Source organism: Gluconobacter sp. Gdi, from assembly GCF_014132155.1.
In the GTDB taxonomy this organism is placed as follows: domain Bacteria; phylum Pseudomonadota; class Alphaproteobacteria; order Acetobacterales; family Acetobacteraceae; genus Gluconobacter.
In genome coordinates, this window is record NZ_BLJQ01000002.1 from 206,616 (window position 1) to 218,922 (window position 12,307).

General features: G+C 55.4%; 9 protein-coding genes. 5 read left to right on the plus strand and 4 right to left on the minus strand.

Going from position 1 to position 12,307, the window contains the following annotated elements:
* Positions 1-131: 131 nt before the first annotated feature.
* Genes JN414_RS04840 through JN414_RS04850 form a run of 3 tightly spaced genes read left to right on the plus strand, consistent with a single transcriptional unit; the run spans position 132 to position 2,608 of the window.
* Positions 132-383 carry a DUF3297 family protein gene (locus tag JN414_RS04840; RefSeq protein WP_046900479.1) on the plus strand — a complete coding sequence of 84 codons (252 nt, stop codon included), beginning with the start codon at positions 132-134 and terminating at the stop codon, positions 381-383.
* Positions 380-1,333 (plus strand): nucleoside hydrolase, encoded by a 954-nt coding sequence (locus JN414_RS04845; protein ID WP_202206943.1) that lies wholly within the window; start codon positions 380-382, stop codon positions 1,331-1,333. Before JN414_RS04840 ends, JN414_RS04845 begins: the two co-directional genes overlap by 4 nt.
* Before the next feature lie 39 nt (positions 1,334-1,372).
* On the plus strand, positions 1,373-2,608 hold the full coding sequence (locus JN414_RS04850) for an FAD/NAD(P)-binding oxidoreductase (RefSeq protein ID WP_202206944.1): 1,236 nt from the start codon (positions 1,373-1,375) through the stop codon (positions 2,606-2,608).
* A 113-nt stretch (positions 2,609-2,721) separates the two neighbouring features.
* Here the strand turns inward: JN414_RS04850 and JN414_RS04855 are convergent, their stop codons facing one another.
* From JN414_RS04855 to JN414_RS04870, 4 genes are all read right to left on the minus strand, one after another.
* Positions 2,722-5,811, minus strand: a complete 3,090-nt coding sequence (locus JN414_RS04855) for a TonB-dependent siderophore receptor (protein ID WP_202206945.1) — start codon at positions 5,809-5,811, stop codon at positions 2,722-2,724.
* 277 nt (positions 5,812-6,088) lie between these two features.
* Positions 6,089-6,607, minus strand: a complete 519-nt coding sequence (locus JN414_RS04860; RefSeq protein WP_202206946.1) for a cupin domain-containing protein — start codon at positions 6,605-6,607, stop codon at positions 6,089-6,091.
* Positions 6,608-6,610: 3 nt separating this feature from the next.
* Positions 6,611-7,174, minus strand: coding sequence for a VOC family protein (locus JN414_RS04865; RefSeq protein ID WP_202206947.1), 564 nt, complete (start codon positions 7,172-7,174; stop codon positions 6,611-6,613).
* A 76-nt stretch (positions 7,175-7,250) separates the two neighbouring features.
* Positions 7,251-9,839 (minus strand): MMPL family transporter, encoded by a 2,589-nt coding sequence (locus JN414_RS04870; RefSeq protein ID WP_202206948.1) that lies wholly within the window; start codon positions 9,837-9,839, stop codon positions 7,251-7,253.
* A 71-nt stretch (positions 9,840-9,910) separates the two neighbouring features.
* Between JN414_RS04870 and JN414_RS04875 the strand changes: the two genes are divergently transcribed.
* A complete protein-coding gene (locus JN414_RS04875) occupies positions 9,911-10,510 on the plus strand; it encodes a YigZ family protein (protein WP_202206949.1) in 600 nt (199 codons plus the stop codon).
* Between the two features lie 153 nt (positions 10,511-10,663).
* Complete coding sequence (locus tag JN414_RS04880; RefSeq protein WP_237389926.1) at positions 10,664-12,307, plus strand: alginate export family protein; 1,644 nt, start codon at positions 10,664-10,666, stop codon at positions 12,305-12,307.

Here is a 12,307-nt window from a genome sequence, read left to right on the forward strand (position 1 = left end):
GTAACTCATGGTCTCCTGAGGAGGAAAACGCATCATAGCAGCGCCGGTTGTCTCCGGGGAGCCATCCTGACTTGGAGGCGAGGCCATCCGGCGCTACAGAAGATGCCACAGAAGACAGAAAGGAACCGACTATGAGCGATACCCCTCCCGACCGCCTGTGCGCCAGCCCGGACAGCCCATACTACAATGAAGACGTGCTGAACCGCGGCGTTGGTGTTCGCCTCAAGGGCGAAGAGAAGACCAATGTTGAGGAATACTGCATCAGCGAAGGCTGGGCCCGTTTGTCTGTTGGCAAGGCCGTGGACCGCAAGGGCCGTCCGATGACCCTGAAGGTCACGGGGACGGTTGAGGCCTGGTTCAAGGACGACGAAAAGGACGCATGATGACGCAGGTCAGCCCCCGCCGGATTATTATCGACACGGATCCCGGTCAGGACGATGCCGTGGCGATCCTGCTGGCGCTGGCCTCGCCAGAACTGCAGGTCGAAGCGATCATGACCGTTGCTGGCAACGTGTCGCTCGCCCAGACCACGAAAAACGCCTGCGCCCTGCTCGAACTGGCAGGGCGTGAGGATGTACCGGTTTTTGCCGGTGCCGCACGGCCTCTTCATAAGGCGCCGATCAGTGCGGAATACGTGCACGGTGAAACCGGAATGGGGGGCGCTAACCTGCCAAACCCTCGTCTCCGTGAGCAGCCGATGGACGCGGCTACCCATCTGATCGATGTGCTGCGGAAGGAGCCGAAAGGCGCCATTACGCTGGTTTGCCTGGGTCCTCTGACCAATCTGGCACACGCCCTGACGCACGCCCCGGATATTGCGCCCAAAATTTCCCGGATTGTCGCAATGGGTGGCGCGCAGCGCGAAGGTGGAAACATCACACCAACTGCGGAATTCAACTTCTTCGTTGATCCCCACGCTGCGAAAATCGTGATGGGTGCAGGCATTCCTGTCACGCTGCTCCCGCTCGATGTGACCCATCGCGCCATCGCGACTCCTGCGCGGCTGGCACCGATTGCTGCGCTCGGAACACCTGTGGGCGATATGGTTGTCCGGATGCTGGGTGCTGAAGACCGCTTTGAGAAGCTGAAATATGGATGGGAAGGCGGTGCACTCCATGACCCGCTGACGATTGGCTGGCTGCTGCGGCCAGACCTGTTCTCCGGACGGGCCTGTAACGTCGAGATCGAGATTGAAGCACCGCTTTGTCTGGGACAGAGCGTTGTCGATCTTTGGAAGGTAACCGATCGCCTCCCTAATGCGTTATGGATTGATCACATTGATTCCGACGCGTTCTACACTCTTCTTACCGAAAGACTGGCCCGTCTGGTTTAGGGTCTTCTTTTGTCAGCCCATGACTCTGGAGCATCGAACATGACAGATTCTAACCCGCAGGATCGCTTCTCCGTCGTCATCGTTGGTGGGGGTGCTGCAGGTATCACCATTGCAGCGCAGCTTCGACATCAGCGACCCAACCTGTCGATTGCAATCATCGAACCGTCTACGACGCACGCCTACCAGCCGGGCTGGACGCTGGTTGGAGCCGGCGTGATGACGCTGGCGGAAACGCTCCGTCAGGAAGGTGGCCTGATTCCGAAAGACGTGACCTGGCTGCGAGACAGTGTGGTGTCTTTCGATCCTGACGTGAACACGGTGACGCTCGAAAGTGGCCGTGTAGTGGAATATCGTCGGCTGGTTGTATGTCCCGGGCTTCAGTTGGACTGGGATAAAATCGAGGGACTACCCGAGACGCTGGGCCGTAATGGCGTGACGTCCAACTATTCCCGTGAAACGGCTGCCTACACATGGGAATGCATTCGTCATCTTGATGGTGGAAAGGCGCTCTTCACCCAGCCTCCTATGCCCATCAAGTGTGCTGGGGCACCGCAAAAGATTGTGTATTTGGCGAGCGATCACTGGCGCAAGGAAGGGTCGCTTCACCGCACGGAAGTCGATTTCTGCATGGCGGGCGACGCGCTGTTTGGCGTGGCCTACTACGTGCCTTCCCTCCAGAAGCAGATCGATTTTTATGGAGTCAATCTTCATAAGAAAGAGAACCTCATCAAGGTCGATGGGGAGAAACGCGAAGCCACCTTCCAGATTGTTGGCGCGGACGAAACTGTTGTTCGTTCATTCGACATGCTGCACGTTGTTCCGCCACAGTCCGCCCCGGACTTCGTCAAGAAAAGCCCCCTTGCCAATGCCGCTGGCTGGCTGGATGTAGACCCTACAAGTCTGCGTCATGTGAAGTACGATACCGTTTTCGGCGCTGGAGATGTTCTGGGCACAAGTAATGCCAAGACAGCTGCTGCCGCGCGCGAGCAGGCTCCCGTTGTGGTCGCGAACCTGCTGGCTTCTCTCGACGGCCGCCCTCAAACAGGGGCGTATGATGGATATGGTGCCTGCCCACTGACAGTGTCTTACGGCAAAGTCGTGTTGGCAGAGTTCCTGTATGGCGGGAAGGTTGCTCCGAGCTTTCCGTATGATCAGCGGAAACCCAGCCGCTTTGCTTGGCTCCTGAAAACCGAAGTTTTCCCCCGCCTGTACTGGCATGGAATGCTCAAGGGGCATGATGTCAAGGTCAAGCACAAGGTCAAAGAAAGCGCCTGACCATATGGGTTGATAGAGGAATAAAAACAGGCCGGGAGAATATCCCGGCCTGTTTTTATTTTTTTTCAAGAAGGGTAGGCTTATTTAATAGGCCCCCCTCTTAAATTTACGCCTTAGAGAGACACATTCACACCGAAATGGAACGATCGCAACACAAGTCCCTTCTGGCTCCATGCGGAGTTGTACAGATAGGAGCCATACGTCGCGAAGTCGTATGGGGCTCTGAAACCAAGCAGGTTATAAACGTTCGCGTAGACGCTCCAACGACTATTGATCCGGTAGTTGACGTTCAAATCAACATCCCAGAATGCCTTGGTATGGCACTGGCTAGGCGTATAAGCCTGCTGGATGGAACTGAAGCTGGAGCAGGTATTGCGGGTTCCTGGGCCCGTTTGATCTTCAGCCACCGTCTTGTAGCCGCTGGTGTAATAGACCGTCGGCGTAACAGCGAGGCTTTTGTAAATGAAGGTGTTTGACCAGTTTGCGCGCCAGCGAGGCGTTCCCGACGCTGAAACGGCACCATAAGGACCAATTGTTCCAGCATAATGCTGCACCTGCCCGTCAGGCGTTGTCAGATTAAAGCTGTGAACATACGTAGCGCTGCCAGTGCTGATCCAGCGCACATCATGCAGGACACCTGGCAGACGGGATGTTGCAGAAACTTTGAAATCTACACCATCTGTGACGACCTTATTGGTGTTCAGGTAGCCAAGATTAATGAGGGCAGGGCGTGGCGGCGCATCCGGATGCTGTGCGTCGACGATTTCAGGAGTAACGCTGACGCCAGCCGGAAGACTTTCACCGGCCAGATAGGCTTCAGCAACGGAGGTGGTGCTGACTGGGTTTGGTGCGATGTAATTTGATTTCTTGATGTAATAGTAATCGAAGCTAAAGTTTAGCCAGTCGGTTGGCTTGATTAGAGCACCACCAGTGAAATTGGTGGCAATTTCTGGTTTCAGGTTCGGGTTGCCAGCAACATTTGATCCGATGCTGTATGATTGAGCATAGGTATCCGGTGTCCCGTTCGGGTTTAGATGCTGGTTAATCCAGGCCTGATTGCGGGGCTGATAGGTCGTGTAACCGACGTTGGAACCGCCCGTTTCTGCAAAGCTTGGAACGCGGAAACCACGGGAGAATGTGCCGCGTAGTGAGAACTGCTTGACGGGGGTAAAGATCAGGCCAGCCTTCGGCGTGTAGTGGCTAAAGCCTTCTGAATAATGATCGTATCGGCCAGCAATGTTGCCAGACAGCATTTTGTGGAACGGAAGACCGAGCTCGAAAAAGCCGGATTCAACCCAACGGCTGCCTTGCGCATTGAATGGATTGATCGCACCTGTGTACTGCGCTGTCGGATCGGACGGATCGTAAGGGTTGGCACTGGGGTCGTTGAGAGATTCGTAACGAACGTTGCCACCAATCGCGAGATCGACCGTTCCACCAGGCAGTTTGAACAGGCCTTTGCTAAGCGACATTTCTCCAGAATATTCCTGCGTGCGCGCATTCATGACGTTAGGCGGCGCAATGGCTTTGCGAACGGCATTGGTATTTTTGGAGGGGTCGACGAAGTTGTAGGTGCCATTGGTGATGGCATCCTGAATTCCGCGAATTGTCGGAACGCCCAGAATGGTCTGTTCAAGCGTTGTGTTCATGCCGACGAAATTAACGTCGTAATTCCAGTCAGAGCCCCAGTTGGATGCGGCGGAGCCATTGTAACGTGCGGAGCCGCGGAAATTCTGGCTCAGCTGGGTGTTCACGCGCTGAATATCGCTGAACATACCAATGACCTGCGCCGCCTGACCCTGCGCTGCAAATGGGTTGTTGGGGTTAAGCGATCCATCAGGCAGATACACCGGCAGGGGCGTGCTCAGTGTATTCGCTGCTCGGGATTGAGACTGCGCGCGGATACTGACAGGTGTACCTGTATAGGTTGAAAGAGCCTGAGAATAGGTAAACATCGCGGTCAACTGGGAGCGCGGGGTGACCTGCACGGTTGTATGAATGGTTGCGTTGATGCGGCGCAGGGACGGAGAGACCTGTGAATAATCGCCCACAGCATTCTGAGTGCAGGCCTGACTGATGGAACCTGCTGGCGTTCCTGCCGCGTTTCCGCTGACCAGGGAGCCAAAAGAGCCGCACCCAGCAGCAGGGTTCAGAAGTTGATAAGCTCCAATACCTCCGCGACCGCCATCACTCGGGCGGACGACTGTTGCAGGCGTGGCACCAAAATTCGCAATGGAGCCATCAGATGCAAGAACGTTTGTGTTTCCGTTTTCGCCGCCGAGTTTGGTCAGATCTCCGGTTTTATAGGGATAACCAAGTTGACGGTTATAAAGGGCATCGTCCTGCTGGTATTCGGAGTTGATATAGACGTTATATCCATCCCGGTGCAGATCACCGAAGCCGTAGGTTGCATAAAGCTTCTGATGTCCGGTATCGCCGCGTTGAGACAGGCCACCCTCGGCATTGCCTTCAAAACCCTTGATTTCTTTGCGGGTCACATAGTTGATGACACCAGCAACCGCGTCGGCACCGTAACGGGTAGCCGCACCGTCTTCCAGAACATCAGTGGATTCCATGATGGAGGACGGGATCCAGTTGGTATCGACGAAGTTGCGCTGTCCGTCATCCGAAAGGGGATAATAAGACAGTCGCTGCCCATCCATCAGCACCAGCGTTGAATCGGAACTGAGACCACGGAGCGAGGGAGCGGAAGCGCCACCTGCGAAAGCGCCATTGGCGGAGAAAGCGTTGGTCAAACTGCCCGCGCCGTTGGAGGACAGGGCCTGCAATGCGTCTGTTACGTTGGCAAATCCACGCCGCGCCATGTCTGCCCGGCTGATATGCGTGATGGGTGACATGCTGTTGACGTTGGGATCATGCAGCAGCGAACCGGTCACCGTGACATTTTCGGAGCGGACAGACTCGATCTGTTGCAGATCCTTTTTCTGCACACGCGTAACTCTCGATGCCGTAGCAGTAGAGCCTGTTGGTGGAAGTGCAGGAACTGACTGCTGAACAGGAGCAGTAACTTTCGGTGCACTCTTTTTGGTAGTGGAATGTTGTTTGGCAGGAGCCTGCGCATGAGCTCCTGCGACTGGCAGAGCACTATATGAAATGCCTGCCAGGAGCGTAATTTTTAGAAAACCTGTTGGCATGCTCCGGAAAATCCCGGCGCGACCTTGCTTGGGTGGAGACGCTGACATGAAAAGCGGTTTCCTTGCGCGTAACGTTTTAACTGTATCTTCGGTTACAAAATTGAAAGGAAACGTCACTGCTCCGCAATAGAAACAAACACATCCAGCATCAAGAATTTCTAATGTGTGTCATAACCGACACTATTGTTTCAAAGTGTGTTATACTTCTGTATCGCAAGTATTGGCAAGTGTAGTTCAATATAACTACGGAATGTTATCGGATAAAAAACTCCCCTTTTTAGGATAACAAACAGAGTTTTCTCCAACCCACTCTGAAACCATCACCTCATTTGAACCGGCAGGGCTGATCTGTGGTCGGCTGTTCATTAGTCTGAATGACCATGAGTGTCACAGCATCATCGCCGACATTTCCTGCAAAATGTCCGATGTGACCTTGTGAGTCCTTACGGCTCATTTGGTCTTCACCCAAAGAAACATCCCCTGGTCCCATCTCGACACGTGTTCCGTCCATTGCGGTAACGTACCATGTGCCTTTGAGAGGAATGATCCACTGGACTTTCGGGTCAGGGTGCCAGCTTCCATCCCAGTGTGGAGGTTGCACGGTAGAAATGATCTGGGCCTGTCCGCTCTTGAGGCGGTCCTGCCATTGCGGGCCTGCTGGCTTGGACATGGTTTTCAGAATGTAATTGTGAAACGGACAGCGCGTCATATGGCTGACGCCATTATGGTCCGTCCAGTTGTGCCAGTAATATGCTGTGGGAGGTGCAGGATCTGCAGCTTCAGCCGCGTGACAAAATGCGGTAACGCCAAGAGCAAAAGCGAACAGCAGAGAGATAGGGCGCATGGCTTATTGTTCCTCATGTCGTGCTGGGGGCTGATAGCGAGGCTTTGGGGCGATATCGTCAAAGCGGCTGCGTGAGGGCGTGGACAGAAGCTCGATAATCATGCCCCACGGCGCACGGCCGTAGCAGAACATGTTACTAGGGCCAGCTTCGAGAGAAGGCTGCCCCTGTGGCTCTGTCAGAAGTTCGCCACCCGCTTTGGTGAAGCGGGTGCAGGCCGCATGAATATCGTCAACATAGACGGCAAAGTGCTGTACGCCGAAGTCACAGGCGCGGACGGCCGGTCTCTGGTCTGGGCCATGAATTTCAAAGAGTTCGAGCCCAGGTCCATGCCCCAGAGACATCATACACATCTCCCAGACCACGCTGCCGGTTGGCAGCCCGAGTATCTTCTCTGTCTGCGGACCCTGTTGGGGGTGGGTGTGGGTAACGTTGCGGTATAGCGCAACAGCGCCTAGTGCGGCTTCGAGAAAGCGGATGGCAAGGTTGATGTCGGGTACGGTCACACCGACATGGTCGATACCTCGCGGAAGTCCTGAATGGTCTGCACTCACGGAGAGATCCTTCATGGTTATGAAGGTCTCAACCTGTGAGTTAAAGAACGGTTGCGGTCAGCCGTTCACATTAGTGACGAACTATGTCAGTTCAGGCGTCGTCGATCGGACGTTTCGGGAGGAGCGCCGGTACGAAGAAGAGTGTGCAGATCAGTGTGCAGCCCAAAGACATGAGAAGCAGACGGCCCATGCTCGCAGTGCCCGGATGAGCAGATGTTGCTAGCGATCCAAACGCCGTTGCTGTTGTAAGGGCAGAAAATAGAACAGCGCGTGCGGTCGGAGAGGTCAGCGGTCCCTTGATGCCTTCGCGCCAGTTCATCACGAAATAGATATTGAAAGACACGCCAACCCCGAGAAGCAGGGGAAGAGCAATGATGTTGGCGTAATTCAGTGTCTCTGGAACCGTGACAATCAGGATGACAGTCAGGAGAGCCGAGAGCAGTAGCGGTGCCATGACAAGCGCTGCATCCAGAATGCGGCGCAGCACCACCAGAAGAATGATGCCGATCATGATCAGAGCCGAAATGGCGGCAATCGTGAAGGCATGGACGATGGTGTTCGCGCTTTCGGTGATCTCCATGGCCGGCCCACTGATATCCGGATTGACCGAACGCAACTGGGACACAAACCTATGCATCACGGGCGTCTCGGAAATCTGTCCTTTGGGATGGATCGTCAGGCGCTGGCGACCATCAGGAAGTGCGTAATCCTTCCGAATATCGTCGGGGATATTGTCGATCGTGATGGGCTTCGGCTGAAGCGCCGTGCGGAGCATGGAGAGCTGATCCGGCAAAAAGCGTGTCAGGGCATGGCTGGCATTGACCAGTGTTGCGTCAGGGGCTGTCGAGAGCGTGTTGAGAGCCTGGCGGATTTTTTCCAGCGGTGCGGGGAGCTGATCTTTGACGCTGTCCAGTTTAGCCGCCGCTGCAATGGCAGAGGCCCGAATGGCCGCGGCATCCGGCGCAGGTAATGGGTCCTGAACGGTAATTGTCGGGAGAAGGATGGAAGCCGTGTCCTCGATCATAGCCAGTTTGTCGGTCTGATCATCCGGGACAAGCGCCCCCAGCCACAACACATCATGGACGCTCGACAGCTTGGAGAAAGCCGCCGCGTTCTTTGCCGCATCCTCAACATTCGGCACCAGAAGTTGAGCAAAATATGGGGTGGTGAGGGGATTATCTTCCAGAAGATGAAGGGCATGCATGCCCTCCGTGTTCGGGTTCTTCGTGTGGAGAGGATCTGCATCGAACTTCAGCAACGGCATCAGGGCAACGCCCACGACCCCGAGAAGTGCGAAGACGCCCACGACCTTTCTGCGCTTGTGACGCAGCATGTGATCGACGGGCGCCATGAACGTGAAGCCGGGCTCACCTTTCCCGAGCTTCGCCCGGAAGAGCGTCAGCAGGGCCGGGAGCAGTGTCATGGTGCACAGGAAGGCAATCAGCATCCCGAACCCTGCAATCAGGCCCAACTGAGCAACGCCGATGAAGCTTGTCGGGGTGAAGGCCAGAAAGCCCGCAGCGGTTGCAAGTGACGCGACCAGAATCTGTGCGCCACTCTCCTGTCCAGTGAGAACGAGGGCGTCATGCAGAGACGGCATGGAGCCATCTTCGTTGCGCTGTCCCCGGAAGCGGACGCTGTACTGGATGGCAAAATCCACTGCAATGCCCACGAACAGGATCGCGAACGCCACCGAGATGAGATTGAGTTCCTTCACGCTAAGCGCAGCAAAGCCGGTCGTCAGCAGAAGGCCTGCAATCAGAGTCAGCAGAATGGGAACAATGACGCGGATGGAATGCACGGCCAGAACCAGCCAGAGTGCGACCAGAACCAGCGAAATGACCAGACCGAACACCATGCCATGGGCAACGGTCGAGAACTCTTCGTCGTTGAGCTTGACCTCGCCAGTAATGCTGCCGGTGGCCTGACCGGACTTTACGAATTCAAGGCTGTCGATCGCCTTGCGCATCGCCGTTGTGGCGCCCTCTCCGGGTTGAAGGGAGCTATAATCCAGCTTGGGCTTTGTGACGACGAATTCGTAGCGGCTGCCAAGCTCGGCCAGACGACCGACAAGAAGATTCTGCCAGGACAGATCCTGAGGCTGACCAGCCGCGGCCTTGGTCAGAGAGTCCGCAAAGCCGTCCAGAGCGCCGTTGAAGCCACTAGGAATGCCTTGCCCGGCCTTGATACCGTCCCCAATCAGGCCAAGGGCACCGAACAGGCCGCGGGCTGAGGGATCTGCTGCCAGAGTTCCAAGAAAAGGCTGGGCTGAAACGATGGAATCCAGAAGGGGTTCGAGGTCCTTCTTATCCAGAAACAGGAAGCCGTGACTGTTATAAAACGGATTATCGCCCGGCAGGCTGACCATTTCGAAGTGCGCATGGTCTTTGCTGAGTTCGGCAGCAAGGGCGCGGGCCGTGGCGCGTCCCTGTTCGGGGATGCGGCTGTCGATGATGGCGACGAGCTGATTGTCATCCTGCGGGAAGAGACGGTTCATCTCATCCGTCCGCTGTTTCCAGGGCAGGGTGCTGGCAAACATCTTGCCAGTATCAGTTGTCACACTCAGGCGCATGATACTCAGTGCGACACATCCCGCACAGAGGAGCGCAAACAGAACCACCACCAGTGGCGCACGACGTGCACAGGCGGCATTTAGCCGGCCGATCAGATCCGAAAACATGGGGCCTACCCTTAACAGAACGGGCAGAATTTCCCTACCCCAACCTGACATTTCCGCCATCATGGGGCACAATGGAAGCCATGACGTGGACTCTCGATGGCTTGGCTGAACATGAAAGTGTAATCAAGGGCAGCACTTTCCTTGCGCGCGCGGCTCCTGTTGCAGATGAAGCCGCAGCACTGGCGTTCTTCGCCGAGGTTGCTGTCCCGGACGCGACTCATAATTGCTGGGCCTTCCGGACGGGTCAAAGATACCGTGCCAGCGATGATGGAGAGCCCTCCGGAACAGCAGGGCGCCCGATCCTTTCTGCGATTGAGGGGCAGGATTTCGACAATGTGATGGTTGTCGTCACACGGTGGTTCGGTGGTGTAAAGCTGGGAGCCGGTGGGCTTGTTCGGGCATATGGCGGTGCGGCTGCGGCCTGTCTGCGAGAGGCAGCCAAAATCGAGCGGATCGAAACTCTGCCCCTGCGGTTTCATTGTCCCTTCTCGGTTTACGCGCAGGTTGAAGCCAAACTGCCGGGGTGGCGGGCAGAAAAGACACTGTGTGACTTTGATGCAGAAGGTGCGTGGTTGACTGTCGCTGTGCCTGTTGACGAGGCAGACATGATCACGGAGTACCTGCGAGATCTGACACGTGGCCAGATGGCCATCTCTCGCCCGGATCTATAAAAAACTAAATAAAAAAGTTATAAATAAAATCTCTCTTTACATACTGTGTAATATGAGGCTCACTCGTTTTCGTTGCCTCTTCATGTCAAATTGTGGTTCTCGATGCTTCTTTCTGTCGTCTCTTTCCGTCATGAAAGAAGCCTCATTGCCGGAGTGCTTCTGTTGACGGCTAATCTGGGCCATCACGCAGGCGCCCAGACGGCTCCTATGAAAACCAGCCCGATTGAGTCTCCTCCCATTGAGGAGGAATGGATCAAGGTTCCTTCCACCGAGCGACCGATCATTCAGGATTATCCTCATGCCGGCGTGGTCGGTCAGCCACGGCGAATCACTGCCAAGCAGAACCGTGCACCGAATGGTCATCAGGGGCCGTGGGGTGATTTCAACTACGGAAACGGTGAAGCCGCCGGGTTTGGCCCGGTTGGCCGCTATGGCGCGGCGGCTTGGGCGGAGGACTGGAGTTACCTGCGAGACAAGAGCAAGCGTACGGACTTTTTTGATCCGCTCAAATTTATTGCCCTGAACAATAGTCGCACGATCTGGCTGACCTTGTCGGGGGAATCGCGGTTACGAAACTGGTATGAGGAAGCGCCATTTCTGGGGCGCAGTGGAAAAGCCCAGTCAGGCCGCTTCGGCATTCGGAACCTGATCGGGGCAGACTTGCATCTGGGTGAGCATGTCCGTCTTTTTGGGCAGCTCATCAATGCGGATGCAGGGGGCTGGAAGGGGTTTGGATATGGCTCGACATATCGCAAGAGGCTGGACCTGCAACAGGGCTTTGTTGAGCTGAAGGGCAAGGTTGCCGGAGCACATACAGGCTTTATGTTTGGACGCCAGCAGTTCCTCGATGCTCCGTCCTACATATTGTACAATCGCGAAACCCCAAACGTTCCTCTGTCCTGGAATGGTGGTCGGTTTTATGCTCTCTGGCCCCGGATCCGTGTGGACGCATATGATTTCGTTCAGACGAAAACAGACAGTCGTCTCATGTTCCACAATACCGAGGATTACGGAACGCGTCTTTATGGTGGAAACACCACGATGATCGTTCCAGCATTTTCCGTTGGAGGCGAATGCGTGCATTCGTTTCTGGACCTGTTCTACATTCGGTACAGATACAGCAGCGGTCTCTCGGCGGTGCCAACAGCAGCACGTGTTCTTAAAGGAACATCCTCTCGGGGCAATCTGGGATTTCGCTGGTATGGAACATCCGCCTCCGTCGAATACTCGGTGGGAGCACTCTACCAGAACGGAACATTCCAATACGCCGGGACAGAGCGGAAAAGCAGCGTTCGTGCGTGGGCCGTCAACACGATCATAGGCTACAGACATACACCTTCTCCCTTGCATCCCTTCCTGGGTGTGCAGGCAGATATTTATTCCGGTGGGTCAGATGGTCAGAATGGAACGGTGCACACTTACATGGCACCGTTTAATCCACAGACCAACTATCTGGATACGACAACCTATATTTCACCGTCCAATCTGGTGAGCCTGTCTCCGGTTATCAGCATCACACCCTGGAAAGGATTTGCGTCCCTGCGTCTGAAGGCACCGTTTATGTGGCGGGAAAACGCAAACGGGGCGATCTGGAGTTCATCCGGCCCATACACATTCGCTCATGCTTATCGGGGAGGATATGTGGGCGTCGTACCACAGGCATCGTTGACGCTTCAGCTGAACCATCATCTGACCTGGCAGATCTATGGAGCGCGGTTCATGGCATCACAGAGTTTGCGCAAAGCGGGGGCGCAAAGTGGCAGCTATGCGCAGTCAAACGTGACATTCAGGTTCTAG

Coding starts and splice junctions, on each gene's coding strand:
- JN414_RS04840 (WP_046900479.1), top strand. CDS start 132: ATGAGCGATACCCCTCCCGACCGCCTGTGCGCCAGCCCGGACAGCCCA.
- JN414_RS04845 (WP_202206943.1), top strand. CDS start 380: ATGATGACGCAGGTCAGCCCCCGCCGGATTATTATCGACACGGATCCC.
- JN414_RS04850 (WP_202206944.1), top strand. CDS start 1,373: ATGACAGATTCTAACCCGCAGGATCGCTTCTCCGTCGTCATCGTTGGT.
- JN414_RS04855 (WP_202206945.1), bottom strand. CDS start 5,811: ATGTCAGCGTCTCCACCCAAGCAAGGTCGCGCCGGGATTTTCCGGAGC.
- JN414_RS04860 (WP_202206946.1), bottom strand. CDS start 6,607: ATGCGCCCTATCTCTCTGCTGTTCGCTTTTGCTCTTGGCGTTACCGCA.
- JN414_RS04865 (WP_202206947.1), bottom strand. CDS start 7,174: ATGAAGGATCTCTCCGTGAGTGCAGACCATTCAGGACTTCCGCGAGGT.
- JN414_RS04870 (WP_202206948.1), bottom strand. CDS start 9,839: ATGTTTTCGGATCTGATCGGCCGGCTAAATGCCGCCTGTGCACGTCGT.
- JN414_RS04875 (WP_202206949.1), top strand. CDS start 9,911: ATGGAAGCCATGACGTGGACTCTCGATGGCTTGGCTGAACATGAAAGT.